Raw genomic sequence first — 22,687 nt, 5'->3', positions numbered from 1 at the left:
CTGATGGAAATGGAAGCCACGCAAGCACCTTAAAATCACCATCATACACTAAATCAGTAAGTTGGCAGCATTACCCTCCATTTTATTAATGCATTTCTCATTCGGGTGAAATTTCCGCTACCTGGACGCATAAAACCGGAACTCTCGCCAAAAGTCGGGCACTCCGAAGGAATTGACGCGTTGCGCTGCTCTGTAACGGCATTTACCGCAAGCCATTTATTTCGCCAGCGACAATCCGCAGAGAACCAAACGCATCAGGAAACGACTGAACACAATAAATACTGTATTGATCAACATATTATACTGGCACCTCCAGCACGCAGTGAGGATACACTGTATCATCAGCGAATCTTATCACTGCGGAGCTGGTTGAACGACTTTCTGAGCGAAATAAGTCGGTTCCCGGTAACAACAACAGAATCCTTTTTTAATTATTGTTTCGTTGTTTTTGGTGTGATTCAGAAAATAAATATTTTAGACAGTAGCCAGTCAGGCGTTAAAAATGGGGCGGATAGTGAGGCGGTTTTGGCTGCGCTTATTGAACATTTAGAATTGATCAATCCTTCTGGCAGATTAAGCCAAAATACCCGTTCGGCAATGCTTCAGTTACGCGAAGAGGAATGGTCTGAATTCTTTTTTTGGTTGCTAAATTCTCTGGAGTGTCTGGATTATGTGATTATTAATTTAACTCCAGAAAGCAAAAAAACGTTGATGAGTGAACACCGTAACAATATTCGGTAGCAATTGATGCTTTATATAGCCAACGTCGGCGTAAATCGCCGGGTGATGAAAGTGAAACACTTACCCGTAGAAATGACGCTATCTTCGGCAACCACGTATGGCAAACATTTGCGCAATACTTCCCGCCAGGACTTGAAAAACCGTCTGTGTAGAAAAAACCATAGATATGGTGTTATCTGCCGACAACGCCATCCGGAGAAGCCGAATGACGTTGTCGGAGTAAGCGCTGGTTAAGGTGTGGGTTGTGCCTCTTTGGTTGAGGGTTGCGTCGTTGCTGACTTAACGGTCGGATGCGTCGCCGGAACATTGTCACACGGTTGCTCTTTCGGGCAGATCAAATCCAGCATTTTCAGCGTCACGCCATTGGTCCAGCCAAAGCCATCCTGTAATGGATATTCGCCACCGCCGCCCCCCGTTCCGGTGGTGCTGACATCATATTTTTCCACCAGCTTTTTCTCCCGGTCATAGGTGTGCTGAACATTGGTCAGGAAGTGCCAGCTAATGTCCATCGCCACCTCTTTTTGCCCGTAGTTTTGTAATCCTTCTGTCGCGACCCACTGTAACGGTGCCCAGCCATTTGGCGCATCCCATTGTTGCCCACTTTTCACCGACGTGGTGTTCAGGCCGCCGGGTTGCAGCAGATGTGTTTTCGTCGCCGTCGCCATTTTGTTGGCGCGATCTTTCGCTGCCGCATTGACGTACAGCGGGAACAGGGCGGCCGCGGTTAACTGATTGCGCACTTTATGACTTTTCAGGTCGTAATCGGCATACCAGCCTTGTTGATCGTTCCACAGGTATTTTTCGATCCCTTTTTGACGGGCATTCGCCAGCGTTTCGTACTGGTTTGCCATCGCGTTATCTCCTGCAGCTTTGCTGGCGCGGGCGAGGATTTTTTCCATTTTAAACATCAGGCTGTTCAGATCGACCGGTACGATGCTGGTGGTGCGTAAGGTATTTAACTGCTGCGGGTTGTCCATCCAGCGCGAGCTGAAATCCCAGCCAGACGCAGCGGCAGAGCGCAGGTCGCGGTAAATTTCAGTGGCAGGTCGATTCGGATTGCTTTTGGCGGTGGCAATATCTTCCACCCATGACTCTGGTCGTGGCGTATCGCGATCGTCCCAGTAGCGGTTGAGAAGGGTACTATCCTGAAGTTTTACAACGCGTTTTTCCTGTTGTCCGGCTTGCAGGTTTTCAACACCGTCCATCCAGTAAGCATATTCTTTTTGCATTTGCGGCAGGTATTGCTTCAACGCGGCATCGCCTTCATGCTGCGCCAGTAACTCTACCATCAGGGCAAAGAAGGGCGGTTGCGAGCGGCTTAAATAGTAACTGCGGTTGCCGTTGGGAATATGACCGTAAGTGTTTATTTCATGAGCAAAATTGGCCACCATATCCGCGATTTTATCCCAGTGACCACTTTCGGCAAGTCCTAACATGGTGAAGTAATTGTCCCAGTAATATACCTCGCGAAAACGTCCGCCCGGCACGACATAAGGTTCCGGCAGCGGTAACAGAGAATCCCATTTTTCGGTGTTTTCGGTAGAACGCGTTAATACCGGCCAAAGTCCGTCAATATGTTCGCGCAGTGACTGCCCCTCTGGCGGAACATATTTCTCGCCTTCTTTCGGCAGGGTGAAATTGACGTTAACGAAATGGCGCAGATCAAATCCGCTCTGGTTTTGCTGCATCCGATAATCAGCAAGGATCATCAGCGGATCGCTGTTAGGCACGGCATCGGCAAAGGTTTTTTGGTCCGGAAAAAGTTTGACGTTTTGCACATCATTAAACAGCGGCCCTAATAAAATATCAGGCGGCTGTGGTGTTACCGGTGTTTCTTCTGCCTGCACCGATAGCGCAGCGAAACACAAAAAGATACAGGCTGGAATTAACGCCATTTTTTGCGGGCGAGAAGGTGCGGGGGATTTCATCAATCATTCTCCTTTGGCGAAACCGAATAAAACGGTATTCAAGTATCAGAAAACCTTAGTTCAGGATCGCACTAGCTGCATGATCGAAATCTCATTCTGCGAACGGTCAGGCATTTTAGAAAAGGGAATTAAAGGGATAAATAACGGCGAAATAGAGTGATCAAATAACGTCTGTTTATTAGCCAGCCAGCGACATTTGGTTCGCGATTAGCGAAGAAAAATCATCATAAATTGGTAAAAAATATAACAGGTAGTTAAAAAACATCAGTGCTGGGTAAATTGCCGGATGACATCAGAACGATGCCATCCGAACGGTGGCTTAACCCTGACGGTTGAAACGTTGCGTTTTAACGTCCAGCGTTAGCGTTTCTTCTGGTTGTATCGCATACAGTTTCTCACCCTGCTGGCAAATCCAGCCAATCCCCAGTTCACGGGCGATTAGGGCGCTGTGGGATACCGGACTTCCGGCGCTAAGGCAGATACCTTTTACAACCGCCGGATCCAGTTGCAGTACTGTGGAAGGATAAATGTTCTCCGCCAGTAGAATAGTTGGCGAGTTAAACTGCGGGAGTTCTTCTTTCGTTTGGGTCAGGTGGACCAGGGTGCGATGCAGAAGATCGTCCACATCAATATAGCGAGCTTGTAGATATTCATCATCCAGTTGCTGGTATTGCTGGCTAAGTTCTTTAAGAACTTGCTGCCAGGCATATTCTGCCGTGCAATGTTCATGCTGAAGGAGTTCGCTTGCCGCCGCCAGCAGTTCCGGATCACCTAACAGTGTATGGTGACCAGAAAAGATTGCGGCAATATCGTCAAGCCCGCTGGCTTCTGCTTTCGCTGTTAACGTCATCAGATCTAATAACGTGAAGTCAATAGCCTGGCGTAATCGATCTTGTTCTTCTTCCGCGGTCAGGGTTGATTTTGCCTGTACCGTACATAAAACTGGTTGATAATAAAAGGCTTTACCCGAAACAGGCAGAACGGGACGCAGAGTAGGTGGAGCGACTTCCTCCGTTTCACCAAAGTTATCTTCAGCCAGGTGACGGAAAGCGATCAGTGCCTCTTCAGCTTCTGGCCCTTTCGCAATCAGGCGCAGCGTATCGTTATAGCGAACTTGTAGTAACGCAATCTGGTTAATACTCTCTGGTGTGACGCATTTGCCGTTTTTTTCCAGCAACATATCGGCATTAAATGTCGATAAGGTATAAACCAGCCGGGAGGCCGGACGTACATGCAGGCCGTTACGGTTTTTTATGACCACCGCCAGAGAACGGGCTTCTTCATCGTACGGAGGACATGTGTCAGAGATTTCAGTGTCGGAGGACGGTAAACCCAGTTGTTCACGTTTGGCTTCCAGCGCATGCATAGCGTCAAAGATAACTTTGTCGATATCCGCCCCCGAGGCCGCGCTGACCGTTGCTGCCAGTGTACCTTCGACCAACGGCGCAGCACACAAACGTACTTTTGCGGCGATCTCGGGAGCCAGCAATTCCAGCGCAGTTTCAGCACTCAATAATGCGCTACCCATATCCATCATGACCAGCACATGGTCGGCATCAGCAACAGATTCGATGGCCTCCATCACTTTGACGGCATCGGTACCAATGGGATTTTGTGGATCGTCAATTCCCGCGGCAATGGCGATTTTACAACTATCACTCATTAACATCTGACGGGCTAATTCACCGACACCTTCTCCCAGTCGGCTGCTATGTGAAACTATGACCAGGTTTACCATCACCAATTCCTTACTCTTTTGCGGCTAACGCCAACATTTGCATCATAAACATCACCGAGGTCGCGCCGGGATCCTGGTGACCAATACTGCGTTCACCGAGATAACTGGCGCGGCCTTTGCGGGCTTGCATCGTAATCGTACTTTGTGCAGCGGATTCGGCGATGCTACTGGCAGCTTCGAGCGCCACCGGAACAGAGAGATTTTGCTCGCTGGACTGACGTAACGATTCCACCACCGGCACCCACACATCACACATGGTTTTATCGCCAGGTTCGGCTTTCCCGCGACTGATTACGCCGTCCGCGCCATCGCGGAACATCTGATAAAGCTCTTCCAGTGTCAGGCTTTGCCGTGCCTGGGTCGCCTGTGCGGCGCGGATAAAGAAGGTACCGAACAGCGGACCACTGGCACCACCGACGCTGGAAAGCAGCGTCATACCGGTATTTTTGAGAATGAAACCGATATCTTTATCTGCGATAGCAGGGAGTTTTTCCACCACTTTGCTAAAGCCTCGGTTCATATTTAGCCCGTGGTCAGCGTCGCCAATCTCGCGATCCAGCCCGGTAAGATACTCGCTCTCGGTGTTGAAAATATCGCCACAACGAGTGAGCCAGTTAACAATTTGAGTTCTGCTCAGTGACATTGCTTTCTCCTTATTTACCCCAGTTAAGGGCCGGGGTGTGGACCGGGGCGTCCCAGAGAGCCAGCGTTTCGTCATCAACTTTCAGTAAGGTGATTGAGAAACCGGTCATATCCAGTGAGGTGCAGTACGCGCCAATTAAATTACGTTCGATAGTCAATCCCGCTTGCTGGCAACGTGTGGTCAGGCGGTTATAGACGCCGTACAGCTCAGAAAGCGGAGTTGCGCCAAGATTGTTAACCAGTGCAATCACCCGATCGCCAGACTGGAGCGGTTGTTTGGTTTGTGGTTCTTCCTGCCAGCTGCCTTGTTGATAATCCCAGAAACGCAAAGTGCGATGGTATGAGCCATGTTCCAGCAGGGTGTCGAACATTTCATCGACGGTTTGATCAAGGGAAGAGAAAGGGCGGCGGTCAATACCTGGCTCACCATGAATGCCTACGCCAAACTCCATCTCATTATCCGCAAGGGTAAAAGAAGGTTTGCCCGCGGCAGGAACGGTACAGGCACCGAGAGCGATACCTATTGAGTGGCCTTGATTATTCAACTTACGCCCCAGTTCCGCACAGGCGTCCAGTGAGTCGCCACGCTCCGCCGCTGCGCCTACGAGTTTTTCAATTAATACGGTGTTGGCAACGCCGCGTCGCCCGGCGGTATAAAGACTGTCTTTTACCGCAACGTCGTCATCAATGACCACAGTGGTCACTTTTACGCCGCTATCGTGCAGTAACTCGGTCGCTGTTTCAAAGTTAAGAATATCGCCGGTGTAATTTTTGATAATCAACAGTACACCTTCGCCGCCATCAATTTGCATGGAGCATTCAAAGATTTTATCGGGCGTCGGTGAGGTGAAAATTTCGCCCGGACAGGCCCCCGAAAGCATCCCCTGACCGATATAACCACAGTGCATCGGCTCGTGTCCGCTGCCGCCACCCGACAGCAGGGCGACTTTTCCTGCAACAGGGGCATCAGCTCGGGTGACATACACCGGATCCTGATGCAGTGTCAGCGATGGATGCGCTTTCGCCAGTCCTGCCAGTTGTTCGTCCAGTACGTCTTGCACATCATTGATCAATTTTTTCATTATTTTGCTCCAGCAATTACGGTAGGGCATGGATGATGTTCAACGACACGGCGACCACTGACTGCCGATGAATCCATTGTGCATCAGGCAAGGGAAAAGAAAATTAGCCCAAATTATGTTTCATAGTGAAACATATGCTTTAATGAATGTTCCATATTGAAACTTTTACGTGTATTAATACTTAAAATTGCGAGCCGGAACACCTTTTGTCATAAGGGATGCGGGATATGAGTGGCGCTTTTAACAACGATGGTCGGGGCATATCTCCCTTAATTGCAACCTCCTGGGAGCGATGCAATAAGCTGATGAAACGGGAGACATGGAACGTACCACATCAGGCCCAGGGCGTGACATTTGCTTCTATTTATCGGCGTAAGAAAGCGATGCTGACGCTCGGGCAGGCTGCGCTGGAAGATGCCTGGGAATATATGGCACCGCGAGAGTGTGCGCTGTTTATCCTCGATGAAACCGCCTGCATTCTCAGCCGTAATGGCGATCCGCAAACCTTGCAGCAGCTAAGTGCACTGGGATTCAATGACGGCACGTATTGCGCCGAGGGAATTATTGGTACTTGTGCGCTATCGTTAGCGGCTATCTCTGGTCAGGCCGTGAAAACGATGGCCGATCAACATTTCAAACAGGCACTCTGGAACTGGGCCTTTTGTGCAACGCCGTTGTTTGACAGCAAGGGCCGATTGACGGGAACAATAGCGCTGGCGTGTCCGGTTGAGCAAACTACCGCAGCTGATTTGCCGTTGACGTTGGCAATCGCCCGCGAGGTCGGTAATTTACTGCTGACGGACAGTTTGCTCGCTGAAACTAACCGTCATTTAAATCAACTTAATGCCCTGTTAGAAAGTATGGATGATGGCGTGATTAGCTGGGACGAGCAGGGTAATTTGCAATTTATTAATGCCCAGGCGGCGCGGGTCTTGCGCCTTGACGCGACGGCAAGTCAGGGACGGGCAATCACTGAACTCTTAACGTTACCCGCCGTATTGCAACAAGCAATAAAACTGGCACATCCGCTCAAACACGTAGAAGCAACCTTTGAAAGCCAGCACCAGTTTATTGATGCGGTGATAACCCTTAAACCGATAATAGAAACGCAGGGAACCAGCTTTATTTTGTTGCTCCATCCTGTGGAACAGATGCGGCAGTTAATGACCAGTCAATTAGGAAAAGTCAGCCATACCTTCGCTCATATGCCACAGGACGATCCGCAAACCCGCCGCTTGATTCATTTTGGTCGCCAGGCGGCGCGCAGTAGCTTTCCTGTCCTGCTTTGTGGAGAAGAGGGCGTGGGCAAGGCACTGCTAAGTCAGGCAATTCATAATGAAAGCGAGCGTGCTGCAGGTCCTTATATCGCCGTCAATTGTGAGTTATATGGTGATGCTGCGCTGGCGGAAGAATTTATTGGTGGCGATCGCACGGACAATGAAAATGGCCGTCTGAGTCGGCTGGAACTGGCACACGGCGGCACGCTGTTTCTTGAAAAGATTGAATATCTGGCGGTGGAGTTACAGTCTGCTTTGCTGCAGGTTATCAAGCAGGGGGTTATCACGCGACTGGATGCGCGGCGTTTAATACCAATTGATGTCAAAGTGATTGCAACAACGACCGCGGACCTCGCAATGCTGGTGGAACAAAATCGTTTTAGTCGCCAGCTGTATTACGCGCTGCATGCATTTGAAATTACCATCCCGCCTCTGCGTATGCGGCGTGGCAGCATTCCGGCGCTGGTGAATAACAAATTACGCAGTCTTGAAAAACGCTTCTCTACGCGGCTGAAAATTGATGACGATGCCCTCGCTCGCCTAGTTTCTTGTGCATGGCCAGGCAACGATTTTGAACTTTACAGCGTCATCGAGAATCTTGCTCTGAGTAGTGATAACGGGCGCATTCGCGTCAGTGATTTACCTGAACATCTGTTTACCGAGCAGGCGACAGATGATGTCAGCGCCACCCGCCTTTCCACCAGTCTGTCATTTGCGGAAGTTGAAAAAGAGGCAATTATTAACGCAGCCCAGGTCACAGGCGGTCGCATTCAGGAAATGTCGGCTTTACTTGGGATCGGCCGCACTACGCTGTGGCGGAAAATGAAGCAACATGGCATTGATGCAGGGCAGTTTAAGCGCCGGGTATGAAAGACAGAAACGATTTCTGATACATCAGAGTGATCTGTATTTCATTCCGGCGCACGCTAACAATTTTCAGCATCGTTTAAGGGCTTGTCTATCCCGCACTTAAAAGCTGAAGCGATATCCTCCGTTGACTTGCTTCTGATCAAAGAGGTTACCCTGCGTGTAATCCGCTTCGAGATAGAATGTGTGCTGTTTGTTATACTGTGCACTGACTCCCACGCCGTTATTCCAGCCATTACCTTTGAAACTGTACTTCTCCCGGGAGTCGTTCAACAGATATTCGGTATCCCCTGAAAACTCGCGGATAGCGCCAGTCTTCACATAGACATTCAGCTGGCTGTTGCCTGCGGTGATGTCATACCCCAGTATCATGCTGGCACGCCCCAGCAGCGATTCGTAGTGATTCAGATGTATATTGAGGCCATTACTCGCCTTCATAGCCATCTCATTCTGGTGGCTGTATGTAAGCTGGGTTTGCGGCTCTATATAGAACCCATAACCAGTAGGGGACAGGTTGAACCTCTGCCCGGCTTCCAGGGAGATGCTCATTCCATTCGCAGTGCCGTTGGCGTTAACGCCGTTGTTCTGACTGTCCAGTACGTGGAAACTATTTTTCTGGCGCGATGCTTTTATAACGAGATCGCTGTAAAAACCGTTTTGTGCCATGTAACTGGCGTACATTCCCATGTAGTCTGAACGTGCGGTACCGTCGCCTCCGCTATAGTCCGGCGATGCATGTGTTGAGTCAATATACAGACCGACATACAACGGCATTACATCAGAGAGACGTTTATCCCCACCAAACTGGATACCGCTGTAACCCATGTCAAAGCCGCTCAGTTTGCCACTGGCAAAGGAGTCCAGGCTTCCCCCATAACTGCGCAACCAGATATTACCGTCTTTACTCTGATTTCGCAAGTCACCCATCCGTTGCATCAGCGTACGGTTTTCAACATAGTTCAATAAGTAACCGACATTGAGATAATTGCCGCCAGCATCTGCGGTCGTGGTGGGTTTAGGCGTGGGAGCGGGTTCAGGCGTAGGATCGGGGTTGACTATGGGAGGCTGAGCGGGAGCTGGTGTGGGTTCAGGATTAGGAGTCGGTTCCGGAACTGTCCCGGAAGCGTAAAGCTCCCAGTTAGTGCCATTTTTACGCACATCGTACAGATATCCCCCCAACTCAACCTGAGAAGACGCGCTGAACGAGGCCGCGCCGTCAGTGGTTTTTACCACTGTCAGAACTTCATTTCCCGTTGTGGCCTCGCTGCCCTGGTTGCGGATAGCCAATACGTGATTACCAGCACTACTCCCGCTGATATTCAATAAATCCCCTCTATTATTAACGCCATTACCCTCGCCAACAACATCAGCACGCATAATAAAGGTACTGTTACCGCTCAGGTTCTCTACGTTTAATGTGGTAAATGTGCCGGCAGTTGACCCGTGGCTGGCAAAATCGACAGTTGAATGGCTCAGCGCCAGCGTGTCGAGATTAGAATTACTTGTTACGTTCCAGACGCTGTTATTCATTGCAACGTCCAGTTTCCCGCCATTGACATTATCGCTGAGGGAGGAACCTGTCCAAACCGACCCAGGGTGCATATCCAGATTGATTAGCCCACCTTTGGAAAGAACGCTACCGTTGATAAGCATACGACCCGAGGCGTTGATGCGGCTGGCGGCATAACCATCGTCATGTTGCGTTGCGATGGCCATCTGGTCGGGTGTACTCATATCAATGACCAGATCGCTCGTGAGGTCGATCTGGCTGTTGGTCATGGCATAAATCCCTCTGGCTCCTGCCGCGCCGGTGATAGCCAAACTGTCTCCGGTTATTCTACCGCCGCTGAGCGCCCACAAACCCAGCGCCAGACTGCCATTACGATCAACCGTAATATCGGTATTTTGCATGTTGATAACAGCCGTTGCCGTCTGGGCCGAGGCACCATAAGAACCGCCGGAAAAGATGCTGTTTCGTTGCGCTGCCGTGCCAGAAAAATTGATTGTCGCGTCTGAACTACTGGTGACGAGGCCACCGCCCTGCGCGGAAGAAATATGGCTATCTGCACCGATAGTGGTTGTACCACCACGAACTTCGACGCCATTGGCCGCGGCTCCAGTTACATCAACAGTGAGTGCATTCGCGCTAACCTGGCCAAAGCTCCAGAGGCCGTGAGCATTATCGCCATTGGTTTTAATGGTACTGTTTGTTCCGAGATCGACAACAGAGTTTTTCTGTACGTTTATCCCCATGGCGCTGTAGCCCTGAACATCGATTGTCAGGTCTGTCGCCGTAAAACGCGCAGCACCATTGGCGTTATTGCCGTTGAGACCACCGATATAAACACCTGTACTTCCATCGGTCTTGATTTTACTTCCGCTTCCAAGATCGACACTGGTGCCATAGTCATTGATGGTTAGGCCTATACCGTTCGAGTTTTCAATGGTGAATTGAGTGGCTGTTAGTGTTGAGCTATGCCCAATAATGATGCCGTCATCGTTACTCTTAATGGTGCTGCCTGTGCCTAAGTCAGCATGGGTATAGTCACCAATTAAGTTAATGCCGATGGCAGAGGTTTGACCAACAACATCTACTGTGAGTCGGTTAGCTGTCAGGGAGCTGTTTTTGCCCTGAATAATGATTCCTTTTGCATATCCAGAGGCGTCGTTGACATTGACGGTGACATCATTACCCAGGTTGATATTGCCAGGCGTGTTTCCTGCTGGGGTCATTACACCATAGAGGTTTCCTGATGGATCGGCGGTATCTCCTGTAATTCTGTCACCATCATTAATAGTAATATTGGTGCCATATTGACTTCCTGTATCAGCAGCTATCAGCAGGGGGGAAAAGATAATTGCATTCAAACCAATAGCGCCAAATTTTATCAGTTGAATTGAGGGCGAACGGATTTTTAATTCAGCGAGACGATCGGCTTTGGTATTCCCATTGTGTTGTTTGATGCCCATACCACTCCTATATAGTACCCAGGCTATGGGTCTATGGATTTTGTCATTTTGTTTAAGTCAATGAATAATATCCTCTTATCATCATGATATCTGTATGGTGCAATCATGATGAGCTTCTCTGAGAATAATTCTCTATTACCGGGCAAAATCAGGAACACAGGAATTAATATATATTTAACCCCCCCCTTACAAAGGTGAGTTTATATCGAGTTATTCCCTAAGTTGTCGTTACTTATTCCAATTCGTTACTATGAATATGGCAAAAATATTACAACAAACAGCGGTTAAAAAATTTGGTGAAGATTTTTTGTAATAATCCTAATTAGTTATGGGATTTTCGCTTGATGTATCTGCATAACAAAAACAATATGCGCCATTTTTGCATTACTAATAAGAAAAAGCAAAAAACATCGATATTCATTTTTGTTCAATGGATTTTCTGGCCTATCGTTATTATTGTGCTACTGGTTATCATTTTCATCTTGCCAGGATCGCACGTAATCACGTTATTCGGGGACTTTATCTGCGGGATATTACCCTTCAGGTAAGTCCTTTTCTCGCCAGCATATTGGAGCGAGATCAATATTGATCAGCTGTGAAGAGGGCTGATGTGTAGTGGAACAAAAACTGACGTTATATCACTGCTAATGAGATATCAGTCATCTGAACACTTATGTCTTTAATTATTCTCGTGGTTCACTGTAGGCAATAAGCACAAAAGTGTAGGATGTTACAAGAATGATTAGGACTCGGTGAAATGAAAAATCCACGCAATTGCGTGGATTTTATATACTTTTGCGCTCTTCATGAGATTTAGCGAAACCTCATGAGACAATAAATTAATTAGACGTTGAAAAGGAAGTTCATCACATCGCCATCTTTCACGATGTAATCTTTACCTTCTGCACGCATTTTGCCTGCTTCTTTCGCGCCTTGTTCACCTTTGTAAGTGATGAAATCTTCAAACGAGATGGTTTGTGCACGGATAAAGCCTTTTTCAAAATCAGTATGGATTTTGCCCGCTGCCTGCGGCGCGGTTGCTCCAACCGGAATGGTCCATGCACGCACTTCTTTCACCCCAGCGGTGAAGTAAGTTTGCAGGTTCAGCAGCTTATAACCGGCACGGATCACACGGTTCAGGCCCGGTTCTTCCAGCCCAAGCTCCTGCATAAACTCGTCACGTTCTTCGTCGTCCAGTTCGGCAATGTCTGCTTCAACAGCAGCACAAACCGGAACCACAACAGAACCTTCTTTCGCCGCGATTTCACGCACCTGGTCAAGATATGGGTTGTTTTCAAAACCATCTTCGTTGACGTTGGCTATGTACATTGTTGGTTTCAGCGTCAGGAAGCTCAGGTAACGAATAGCCGCTTTCTCTTCAGCGCTTAAATCCAGCGCGCGCAGCATACCTGCGTTTTCCAGCTGGGGCAGGCATTTTTCCAGGACCGCCAGCTCAGCTTTCGCGTCTTTATCGCCACCTTTGGCTTTCTTCTGTACGCGATGAATCGCACGTTCGCAGGTGTCGAGGTCTGCCAGCGCCAGTTCGGTGTTGATAACTTCAATATCGTCAGCCGGGTTAACTTTGCCGGAAACGTGAATGATGTTGTCATTTTCAAAGCAGCGAACAACGTGACCGATCGCTTCGGTTTCACGGATGTTGGTCAGGAACTGGTTACCCAGACCTTCGCCTTTCGATGCGCCTTTTACCAGACCGGCGATATCGACAAATTCCATGGTCGTGGGAAGCGTACGTTGCGGTTTTACGATTTCAGCCAGTTGATCCAGGCGAGGGTCAGGCATTGGTACGACGCCTGTGTTCGGCTCAATGGTGCAGAATGGAAAGTTGGCCGCTTCAATACCGGCTTTGGTCAGCGCGTTGAACAGGGTAGATTTCCCGACGTTGGGCAAACCGACGATACCGCATTTGAATCCCATGATTTAAATCACCTTAATATCTTAATAATCAACCTGTTATTGCTAACAGATTGCAGAAATGGAAATAACTTTGCCTATTATACACGGCACTCGGCAAAAATGCCGCAGACAACGACTTATTGCGCTTTAAAGGCGTGCAATCGGTTCGTTGCTTTGGTCAAGCCATCTGTAAACCACATTTCAGTACAACGCGCCGCTTCGTCGATGGCTTCATCAATTAACTTCTGTTCACTAACAGGCGGTTTGCCTAACACAAAACCGACAACTTTATTTTTATCGCCCGGATGACCGATTCCGATGCGTAAACGGTGAAAGTTAGGGTTATTACCCAATTTACTGATGATGTCTTTCAGTCCATTGTGACCACCATGGCCACCGCCCAACTTAAATTTGGCGACGCCAGGAGGCAGATCCAGTTCGTCGTGGGCCACCAGAATTTCGTCCGGATTAATGCGGAAAAAACTGGCCATCGCCGCAACGGCTTTGCCGCTGAGATTCATAAATGTAGTCGGGACTAACAGGCGGACATCTTCGCTTCCAAGGGTGACTCGCGAAGTATAACCAAAGAATTTAGCCTCTTCGCGCAGCGGAGCGCGCAAACGCTCTGCCAGTAAGTCAACGAACCAGGCACCAGCATTATGTCGCGTTGCGGCGTATTCAGCACCGGGGTTCGCCAGGCCGACAATCAATTTAATCGTCACGTTTTTTTGTCCTGAGTGTGTACATAACTGGCGCGTAGTTTACTGGTTGCGGCCCCGCTTGACAAAAAACTGCGTATCAAATGCAGATAACGTAATAATTGCCTGAGTGGACTATTAGAAAGTCAAGGTGTTCAGGCGTTTATTTGTAAAGTTTTGTTGAAATAAGGGTTGTAATTGTGATTACGCCCGCACATAACCCACAGGGTGTTGTCTATACTTTACACATAAGGAAGAGGGGTATTCCCTGTTACAACCCAGAAAGTTCCGGAGGTGACATATGAAACGCAAAAACGCTTCGATACTCGGTAACGTGCTCATGGGGTTGGGTCTGGTGGTAATGGTGGTCGGCGTGGGGTATTCAATCCTCAACCAGTTACCACAGTTTAATATGCCCCAGTATTTCGCACATGGTGCAGTGCTAAGTATTTTCGTCGGTGCCATTCTCTGGCTGGCGGGTGCCCGTGTTGGCGGGCATGAACAGGTGTGCGACCGTTACTGGTGGGTTCGTCACTATGACAAACGTTGCCGCCGTAGCGATAATCGCCGTCATAGCTAACAAATAATGCAGTTTGCTGACCAGTCAGTTTGCGCTGACTGGTCAATCTCGTACTTATAAATCCGCCATCGCCGCGCGACGATTCGGGAAGAACGCGAGGCGTCCCGGGATCGGTTGAATGCCTGCGCGAGCCATAGTTCGCAGTGGCTGGAATTCCACGTTGCACACGCGCAGTTCACATCCTTCGGGCAGACGCTTCACAAAACGCTGGAACGCATCAAGACCACCAGCATCAAGTACCGGAACGGCATCCCACTTCAGAATCACAATCCGTTTGCCTTCAAGACGTGACTCCAGGTCCGTGAATAAGCCTTCAGCAGCAGCAAAAAACAGCGGGCCAATAACGCGCAGAACCAGGACATCGTCTGGAACATCTACGACTACCGGTGCCAGGCGAGTCATACGTGCGATACGACGCATAAACAGCAGCGATGCCAGCACGATCCCCACGCTGATGGCAATAACCATATCAAACAGCACGGTCAGTGACATACACAGCAGCATGACGATGATGTCATCTTTCGGCGCATGACGCAGCAAGTCGACCACTTTGTGCGCTTCACTCATGTTCCACGCCACCATCAACAGCAGGGCTGCCATGGCGGAAAGCGGCAGCCAGGAGAGCAGTGGTGCCAGTACCAGCAGGGCGAGAATAACCAGAATAGAGTGGATCACCGCCGAGATAGGGGAAGTTGCCCCGGCACGGACGTTAGCGGCAGAACGCGCGATGGCAGCAGTAGCGGTAATACCACCAAAGAATGGAGCGATGATATTCCCCAGCCCCTGACCGACCAGTTCACTATTCGCCTTGTGCTTAGTCCCGGTCATACCATCCAGTACCACAGCGCAGAGCAGAGATTCGATCGCCCCGAGCATTGCCATTGAGAATGCCGCAGGCAGCAGGGTGCGAATAGAATCCCAGGTTAGCGTGAATTCTGAATTAGGCAGATCCCACGGCAGCACCAGTTGCGGCAGCAGTTGCGGAATACCGTTACCCTGAGAACCATCGGCCAGGACGTAGTGGAATTGCGAACCGATGGTAGCAACATGTCCGCCGAGCAGGTTAACAATCCCCATCACCGCGCAACCAGCCAGCAAGGCCGGAAGGTGACCGGGTAAACGAATGCCCAGACGCGGCCAGAAAACCAGAATGCCAAGCGTCACAATGCCAATGGCAGCATCACCCACATTAATGGTCGGCAGCGCCATAAATAATGCGCCGACTTTTTGTAGATAATGTTCCGGGACATGGGCCATTTGCAGACCGAGAAAATCTTTAATCTGCATGGTACCGATGGTGATCCCGATACCCGAGGTGAAACCTAAGGTGACGGAAACCGGAATATACTCAATCAGACGACCAAAGCGTGCCAGCCCCATCAGAATCAAAAAGATTCCCGACAACAAGGTCGCAACCAGCAGTCCTGCCAGTCCAAACTGTTGCGAAACGGGATAGAGAATTACCACAAATGCCGCAGTCGGACCGGAAACGCTAAAGCGTGACCCACCCGTTAGAGCAATGACAATCCCCGCAACAGCTGCGGTATATAAACCGTACTGGGGGGCCACACCACTACCAATAGCCAACGCCATCGCCAGCGGGATAGCAATAATCCCGACGGTTATCCCGGCAATCAGGTCACGGGTAAACCGTGCGGCAGTATATTTTTCTTTCCAGCAAACGTCGATCAGAGCGCGGAAAGGCATCACATGTGAGGAAAATATTTTGTTCACAATAATGTTTCATCCGTGAGCGCATCATCTGTCAACTAAATGGCAGGTGAAGGAGGCATAGGTCATACAAATGGATATTACAGACAAAAAAACCCGCCGCAGCGGGTCTTTGAGCCGGGTTCGATTAGTGTTCGAACATGGCAGAGATCGATTCTTCGTTGCTGATACGACGAATCGCTTCGGCCAGCATACCTGACAGGGTCAGAGTACGCACGTTCGGCAGTGATTTGATTTCATCGCTCAGCGGAATGGTATCGCAGACAACGACTTCATCAATTACAGAGTTACGCAGGTTGTTCGCCGCGTTGCCAGAGAAGATCGGGTGAGTCGCGTACGCAAATACACGTTTAGCACCACGTTCTTTCAGCGCTTCAGCAGCTTTACACAGCGTACCGCCAGTGTCGATCATATCATCGACCAGTACGCAGTCACGACCTGCAACGTCACCGATGATATGCATCACCTGGGAAACGTTCGCACGCGGACGACGTTTGTCGATGATTGCCATATCGGTATCGTTCAGCAGCTTAGCGATAGCGCGGGCACGCACAACGCCGCCGATGTCCGGAGAAACCACAATTGGGTTATCCAGATTCAGCTGCAGCATGTCTTCCAGCAGGATCGGGCTACCAAATACGTTATCAACCGGAACGTCGAAGAAACCCTGAATCTGTTCAGCGTGCAGATCCACTGTCAGCACACGGTCAACACCGACGCTGGAGAGGAAGTCTGCAACCACTTTCGCAGTGATTGGTACACGAGCGGAACGGACGCGACGGTCCTGGCGCGCATAGCCAAAGTAGGGGATAACAGCGGTGATACGACCTGCGGAAGCACGACGCAGGGCATCAACCATAACGACTAATTCCATCAGGTTGTCGTTAGTAGGGGCACAAGTGGACTGGATGATGAAAATATCACCACCGCGTACATTTTCGTTAATTTGTACGCTGACTTCGCCGTCGCTAAAGCGACCTACAGCGGCGTCGCCGAGTGAAGTGTACAGGCGGTTGGCAATACGTTGTGCTAGTACCGGGGTGGCGTTACCAGCAAAAAGCTTCATATCAGGCACGAGAAGAACCTCAGGCATGCGTCCATTGGTGGAAAGAATCTGCCGAAAACTGTGCGGGCCAGGCATGATCCTTTCCAGGCGGTGTATTAAAGAGCGCGATGCAACGTCTGGAACAAGGTGACGTTGTCACCGAAACTCAGCTTGCCCGGCTTAAAGCATGGCTCTGTGCAATGGGGAAAGATTAACGCCTTTCGCCACAAAGCCATTGAGCCATTCCGGGGCTTGCTCTAGCACCTGGCGGGCTTCAGACTCTGTATCAAATTCAGCAAAGACACAGGCCCCTGTCCCAGTCAGGCGTGACGGGGCGTATTCTAACAGCCAGGAAAGCACCGCATCAACCTCGCGAAAACGTTTTCTTGCGATAACCTCGCAATCATTGCTGAATTCACATTTTAGCAACGTTTCTATTGACCTTTTTGGCGTATTGCGCGGGAGTTCAGGATCTTTAAAAATCACCGGAGTCGGAATACTTACACCAGGGTGCGCCACCAGATACCACTTCTCTGGCGGATCCACCGGCGTTAGTATTTCACCAACGCCTTCGGCAAACGCGGCATGCCCCCGAACAAAGACAGGAACATCTGCGCCCAGCGTCAGCCCCATTTCCGCCAGCTCATCCATGCTTAGCCCGCATTGCCAGAGATGATTTAATGCCACCAGGACCGTCGCGGCATTGGATGAACCACCGCCGAGACCGCCGCCCATCGGCAAACGCTTGTCAATGCTGATATTCGCACCGCTTCCCGTCGGAAGACGCCCGCTGTCTGCCGCAGTTTTCATCAACAACCGCGCTGCGCGAACGATCAGGTTATCTTCATGTTCCACGCCTTCAACGGGCGTTAACAGACGAATATCCCCATCGTCACGAAGCTCAATGCTGATGGTGTCGCCGTAATCAAGAAACTGAAACAGCGTTTGCAGCGTGTGGTAACCATCCGCACGCTGACCGGTAATGTATAAAAACAGATTAAGTTTTGCCGGAGAGGGCCACTGTGTCCGCATTATTTCACTATCCAGTTATCCATTTTTAACTTGATGCGTTGACCACCGTCGGTGAGTTCCATATTGGCTGGCATCGCAGGTTGCGTTTTGGTGTCATAACCACCATAAACAACCTTCCAGTTTTTGCCATTCTGGCTGTAGGTAATTTCGCTCAGGCGGTACTGGTCGTCCAGTTTGTAGTCGGTTGCATCACCCGGTAAACCTAAAATCCACTGGCGCAAGCTGTTGAGCGGAATTGGCATTCCGGTCAATTTGCCAATCATCTCTTCGGCGTCATCGGCGGTATAACGCTGACCTTTATTGTCGACTAACTGCACGTTACCCGGTTGAGCATTCAGCTCCAGTTCCGTGCTGCCCAATGGGTTAGTGAGCAGCAGACGGTAGCGATCCTGGCCGGTTTGCTGCCAGAAAAAGCGGGCGTACACTTTTTGTTGGTCAGAAATATAAGCGAACGCGCCGCGAGTCTGATACTGATTAAGATTGCGCACGTCTTGCTGATGCTGACGCCATTGTGGCGAATCCGGGCTTTTGCCAGGACCTTTGGGCGTGGTAACGGAACAGGCAGTGAGCACAAGAGCAGCCAGCGGTAGCAGGCGGATAAGACGAAAATCGGGCAGGGGCATAGTGATGACAAGTCCTTGAGATACGTTGCAGTTATAACCCTTAATGCTAGCGTTACCGTCCGCTATCGTCTATGTTCAAGTTGTCTTAATTGCCAGAATCTAACGGCTTTCGGCAATTACTCCAAAAGGGGGCGCTCTCTTTTATTGATCTTACGCATCCTGTATGATGCAAGCAGACTAACCCTATCAACGTTGGTATTATTTCCCGCAGACATGACCCTTTTAGCACTCGGTATCAACCATAAAACGGCACCTGTATCGCTGCGAGAACGTGTATCGTTTTCGCCGGATAAGCTCGATCAGGCGCTTGACAGCCTGCTTGCGCAGCCGATGGTGCAGGGCGGCGTGGTGCTGTCGACGTGCAACCGCACGGAACTTTATCTTAGCGTTGAAGAGCAGGATAACCTGCAAGAGGCGTTAATCCGCTGGCTTTGCGATTATCACAATCTTAATGAAGAAGATCTGCGTAAAAGCCTCTACTGGCATCAGGATAACGACGCGGTTAGCCATTTAATGCGTGTTGCCAGCGGCCTGGATTCACTGGTTCTTGGGGAGCCGCAGATCCTCGGTCAGGTTAAAAAAGCGTTTGTCGATTCGCAAAAAGGTCATATGAAGGCCAGCGAACTGGAACGCATGTTCCAGAAATCTTTCTCTGTAGCGAAACGCGTTCGCACTGAAACAGATATCGGTGCCAGTGCTGTGTCTGTCGCTTTTGCGGCTTGTACGCTGGCGCGGCAGATCTTTGAATCGCTCTCTACGGTCACAGTGTTGCTGGTAGGCGCGGGCGAAACCATCGAGCTGGTAGCGCGTCATCTGCGCGAACATAAAGTACAGAAGATGATTATCGCCAACCGCACTCGCGAACGTGCCCAAATTCTGGCAGATGAAGTTGGCGCGGAAGTGATTGCCCTGAGTGAGATCGACGAACGTCTGCGCGAAGCCGATATCATCATCAGTTCCACCGCCAGCCCGTTACCGATTATCGGGAAAGGCATGGTGGAGCGCGCATTAAAAAGTCGTCGTAACCAACCAATGCTGTTGGTGGATATTGCCGTTCCGCGCGATGTTGAGCCGGAAGTTGGCAAACTGGCGAATGCTTATCTTTATAGTGTGGACGATCTGCAAAGCATCATTTCGCACAACCTGGCGCAGCGTAAAGCCGCAGCGGTTGAGGCGGAAACTATTGTCGCTCAGGAAACCAGCGAATTTATGGCGTGGCTGCGAGCACAAAGCGCCAGCGAAACCATTCGCGAGTATCGCAGCCAGGCAGAGCACGTTCGCGATGAGTTAACCGCCAAAGCGTTAGCGGCCCTTGAGCAGGGCGGCGACGCGCAAGCCATTATGCAGGATCTGGCATGGAAACTGACTAACCGCTTGATCCATGCGCCAACGAAATCACTTCAACAGGCCGCCCGTGACGGGGATAACGAACGCCTGAATATTCTGCGCGACAGCCTCGGGCTGGAGTAGCAGTACATCATTTTCTTTTTTTACAGGGTGCATTTACGCCTATGAAGCCTTCTATCGTTGCCAAACTGGAAGCCCTGCATGAACGCCATGAAGAAGTTCAGGCGTTGCTGGGTGACGCGCAAACTATCGCCGACCAGGAACGTTTTCGCGCATTATCACGCGAATATGCGCAGTTAAGTGATGTTTCGCGCTGTTTTACCGACTGGCAACAGGTTCAGGAAGATATCGAAACCGCACAGATGATGCTCGACGATCCTGAAATGCGTGAGATGGCGCAGGATGAACTGCGCGAAGCTAAAGAAAAAAGCGAGCAACTGGAACAGCAATTACAGGTTCTATTACTACCAAAAGATCCTGATGACGAACGTAACGCCTTCCTCGAAGTCCGTGCCGGAACCGGCGGCGACGAAGCAGCGCTGTTTGCAGGCGATCTGTTCCGTATGTACAGCCGTTACGCCGAAGCCCGCCGCTGGCGGGTAGAAATCATGAGCGCCAGCGAGGGTGAACATGGTGGTTATAAAGAGATCATCGCCAAAATTAGCGGTGATGGTGTGTATGGTCGTCTGAAATTTGAATCCGGCGGTCATCGCGTGCAACGTGTTCCTGCTACGGAATCGCAGGGTCGTATTCATACTTCTGCTTGTACCGTTGCGGTAATGCCAGAACTGCCTGACGCAGAACTGCCGGACATCAACCCAGCAGATTTACGCATTGATACTTTCCGCTCGTCAGGGGCGGGTGGTCAGCACGTTAACACCACCGATTCGGCAATTCGTATTACTCACTTGCCGACCGGGATTGTTGTTGAATGTCAGGACGAACGTTCACAACATAAAAACAAAGCGAAGGCGCTTTCAGTGCTCGGTGCTCGCATCCACGCTGCTGAAATGGCAAAACGCCAACAGGCCGAAGCGTCTACCCGTCGTAACCTGCTGGGGAGTGGCGATCGCAGCGACCGTAACCGTACTTACAATTTCCCGCAGGGGCGCGTTACCGATCACCGCATCAACCTGACGCTCTACCGCCTGGATGAAGTGATGGAAGGTAAGCTGGATATGCTGATTGAACCGATTATCCAGGAACATCAGGCCGACCAACTGGCGGCGTTGTCCGAGCAGGAATAATGGAATATCAACACTGGTTACGTGAAGCAATAAGCCAACTTCAGGCGAGCGAAAGCCCGCGGCGTGATGCTGAAATCCTGCTGGAGCATGTTACCGGCAGAGGGCGTACTTTTATTCTCGCCTTTGGTGAAACGCAGCTGACTGACGAACAATGTCAGCAACTTGATGCGCTACTGACACGTCGTCGCGATGGTGAACCCATTGCTCATTTAACCGGGGTGCGAGAATTCTGGTCGTTGCCGTTATTTGTTTCGCCAGCGACCTTAATTCCGCGCCCGGATACGGAGTGTCTGGTGGAGCAGGCACTGGCGCGGTTGCCTGAACAACCTTGCCGTATTCTCGATCTCGGGACGGGTACCGGGGCGATTGCGCTTGCGCTGGCTAGCGAGCGCCCGGACTGCGAAATTATCGCTGTAGATCGTATGCCTGATGCTGTCTCCCTGGCACAACGTAATGCCCAGCATCTGGCGATCAAAAATATCCACATTCTGCAAAGCGACTGGTTTAGCGCGCTAGCCGGGCAGCAGTTTGCGATGATTGTCAGCAATCCGCCGTATATTGACGAGCAGGACCCACATCTTCAACAAGGCGATGTCCGCTTTGAGCCGCTCACTGCGCTGGTTGCGGCAGACAGTGGAATGGCAGACATCGTGCATATCATCGAACAGTCGCGTAACGCGCTGGTATCCGGCGGCTTTCTGCTTCTGGAACATGGCTGGCAGCAGGGCGAAGCGGTGCGACAAGCATTTATCCTCGCGGGGTATCATGACGTCGAAACCTGCCGTGACTATGGTGATAACGAGCGCGTAACGCTCGGCCGCTATTATCAATGACAAGTTTTTCTACACTGCTTAGTGTTCATCTTATTAGTATCGCGCTTTCTGTTGGGCTATTAACCTTACGTTTCTGGCTACGTTATCAGAAGCATCCACAGGCATTTGCTCGCTGGACGCGCATTGTGCCGCCGGTTGTCGATACGGTGTTATTGTTAAGCGGCATTGCGTTGATGGCTAAAGCGCACATCCTGCCATTTTCCGGGCAGGCACAGTGGCTGACTGAAAAGCTGTTTGGAGTTATCATTTATATCGTTTTGGGTTTTATTGCACTCGATTATCGTCGTATGCACAGTCAGCAGGCGCGCATTATTGCCTTCCCGCTGGCGTTGGTGGTGCTGTACATCATCATTAAACTCGCCACCACAAAAGTACCGTTACTGGGGTAAGTC

The 22,687-nt window shown here is 50.3% G+C and carries 17 protein-coding genes and 1 pseudogene; 7 read left to right on the top strand and 11 right to left on the bottom strand.

Annotation, left to right across the window (positions count from 1 at the left end; all coding sequences use genetic code 11):
• Positions 1-453: 453 nt before the first annotated feature.
• Positions 454-893, top strand: a pseudogene (gene ycgY, locus ABZJ92_RS07390) (protein YcgY).
• Positions 894-971: 78 nt separating this feature from the next.
• On the opposite strand, the gene treA reads toward ycgY, so the two are convergent.
• From treA to dhaK, 4 genes are all read right to left on the bottom strand, one after another.
• Positions 972-2,669, bottom strand: coding sequence for an alpha,alpha-trehalase (gene treA / locus ABZJ92_RS07385; RefSeq protein ID WP_000841729.1), 1,698 nt, complete (start codon positions 2,667-2,669; stop codon positions 972-974).
• Positions 2,670-2,988: 319 nt separating this feature from the next.
• Positions 2,989-4,407 carry a dihydroxyacetone kinase phosphoryl donor subunit DhaM gene (gene dhaM, locus ABZJ92_RS07380; protein ID WP_005061971.1) on the bottom strand — a complete coding sequence of 473 codons (1,419 nt, stop codon included), beginning with the start codon at positions 4,405-4,407 and terminating at the stop codon, positions 2,989-2,991.
• Between the two features lie 10 nt (positions 4,408-4,417).
• A complete protein-coding gene (gene dhaL / locus ABZJ92_RS07375; RefSeq protein WP_005049657.1) occupies positions 4,418-5,050 on the bottom strand; it encodes a dihydroxyacetone kinase subunit DhaL in 633 nt (210 codons plus the stop codon).
• A 10-nt stretch (positions 5,051-5,060) separates the two neighbouring features.
• Positions 5,061-6,131: a dihydroxyacetone kinase subunit DhaK gene (dhaK, locus tag ABZJ92_RS07370; RefSeq protein ID WP_000733721.1), complete on the bottom strand. Its 1,071-nt coding sequence runs from the start codon at positions 6,129-6,131 to the stop codon at positions 5,061-5,063.
• Between the two features lie 227 nt (positions 6,132-6,358).
• On the opposite strand from dhaK, the gene dhaR reads away from it, so the two are divergent.
• Positions 6,359-8,278, top strand: coding sequence for a dihydroxyacetone kinase operon transcriptional regulator DhaR (gene dhaR, locus ABZJ92_RS07365; RefSeq protein ID WP_024259225.1), 1,920 nt, complete (start codon positions 6,359-6,361; stop codon positions 8,276-8,278).
• A 99-nt stretch (positions 8,279-8,377) separates the two neighbouring features.
• On the opposite strand, the gene ABZJ92_RS07360 is transcribed toward dhaR, so the two are convergent.
• The 3 genes from ABZJ92_RS07360 to pth form a co-directional block, all read right to left on the bottom strand.
• Positions 8,378-11,245 carry an autotransporter outer membrane beta-barrel domain-containing protein gene (locus ABZJ92_RS07360; RefSeq protein WP_005049659.1) on the bottom strand — a complete coding sequence of 956 codons (2,868 nt, stop codon included), beginning with the start codon at positions 11,243-11,245 and terminating at the stop codon, positions 8,378-8,380.
• 843 nt (positions 11,246-12,088) lie between these two features.
• Positions 12,089-13,180, bottom strand: coding sequence for a redox-regulated ATPase YchF (gene ychF, locus ABZJ92_RS07355; protein ID WP_000505866.1), 1,092 nt, complete (start codon positions 13,178-13,180; stop codon positions 12,089-12,091).
• A gap of 116 nt (positions 13,181-13,296) precedes the next feature.
• A complete protein-coding gene (gene pth, locus ABZJ92_RS07350; RefSeq protein ID WP_000152949.1) occupies positions 13,297-13,881 on the bottom strand; it encodes an aminoacyl-tRNA hydrolase in 585 nt (194 codons plus the stop codon).
• A 277-nt stretch (positions 13,882-14,158) separates the two neighbouring features.
• On the opposite strand from pth, the gene ychH reads away from it, so the two are divergent.
• The gene (gene ychH, locus ABZJ92_RS07345) at positions 14,159-14,437 is read left to right on the top strand and encodes a stress-induced protein YchH (RefSeq protein WP_000823874.1); all 279 of its coding nucleotides are present in this window, start codon (positions 14,159-14,161) and stop codon (positions 14,435-14,437) included.
• Between the two features lie 54 nt (positions 14,438-14,491).
• On the opposite strand, the gene dauA is transcribed toward ychH, so the two are convergent.
• From dauA to lolB, 4 genes are all read right to left on the bottom strand, one after another.
• Positions 14,492-16,171, bottom strand: coding sequence for a C4-dicarboxylic acid transporter DauA (dauA, locus tag ABZJ92_RS07340; protein ID WP_001033366.1), 1,680 nt, complete (start codon positions 16,169-16,171; stop codon positions 14,492-14,494).
• Between the two features lie 124 nt (positions 16,172-16,295).
• On the bottom strand, positions 16,296-17,243 hold the full coding sequence (gene prs, locus ABZJ92_RS07335) for a ribose-phosphate diphosphokinase (protein ID WP_005049665.1): 948 nt from the start codon (positions 17,241-17,243) through the stop codon (positions 16,296-16,298).
• A gap of 150 nt (positions 17,244-17,393) precedes the next feature.
• A complete protein-coding gene (gene ispE / locus ABZJ92_RS07330) occupies positions 17,394-18,245 on the bottom strand; it encodes a 4-(cytidine 5'-diphospho)-2-C-methyl-D-erythritol kinase (RefSeq protein ID WP_001260333.1) in 852 nt (283 codons plus the stop codon).
• A complete protein-coding gene (lolB, locus tag ABZJ92_RS07325; protein ID WP_001130692.1) occupies positions 18,245-18,868 on the bottom strand; it encodes a lipoprotein insertase outer membrane protein LolB in 624 nt (207 codons plus the stop codon). The genes ispE and lolB overlap by 1 nt, the downstream gene beginning before the upstream one ends.
• 213 nt (positions 18,869-19,081) lie before the next feature.
• Between lolB and hemA the strand changes: the two genes are divergently transcribed.
• Genes hemA through sirB2 form a run of 4 tightly spaced genes read left to right on the top strand, consistent with a single transcriptional unit; the run spans position 19,082 to position 22,684 of the window.
• The gene (hemA, locus tag ABZJ92_RS07320) at positions 19,082-20,338 is read left to right on the top strand and encodes a glutamyl-tRNA reductase (protein WP_005049668.1); all 1,257 of its coding nucleotides are present in this window, start codon (positions 19,082-19,084) and stop codon (positions 20,336-20,338) included.
• A gap of 41 nt (positions 20,339-20,379) precedes the next feature.
• Positions 20,380-21,462, top strand: coding sequence for a peptide chain release factor 1 (gene prfA, locus ABZJ92_RS07315; protein WP_000804726.1), 1,083 nt, complete (start codon positions 20,380-20,382; stop codon positions 21,460-21,462).
• Positions 21,462-22,295 (top strand): peptide chain release factor N(5)-glutamine methyltransferase, encoded by an 834-nt coding sequence (gene prmC / locus ABZJ92_RS07310; RefSeq protein WP_000456467.1) that lies wholly within the window; start codon positions 21,462-21,464, stop codon positions 22,293-22,295. Before prfA ends, prmC begins: the two co-directional genes overlap by 1 nt.
• On the top strand, positions 22,292-22,684 hold the full coding sequence (sirB2, locus tag ABZJ92_RS07305) for an invasion regulator SirB2 (RefSeq protein ID WP_000200378.1): 393 nt from the start codon (positions 22,292-22,294) through the stop codon (positions 22,682-22,684). Before prmC ends, sirB2 begins: the two co-directional genes overlap by 4 nt.
• The last annotated feature ends 3 nt before the right edge of the window (positions 22,685-22,687 follow it).

The sequence above is a fragment of the Shigella sp. FJ200513 genome (genome assembly GCF_040495915.1).
Taxonomy (GTDB): domain Bacteria; phylum Pseudomonadota; class Gammaproteobacteria; order Enterobacterales; family Enterobacteriaceae; genus ECMA0423.
Note: the sequence above shows the minus strand (reverse complement) of the source record. Positions and strands in the feature narration are given on the sequence as shown.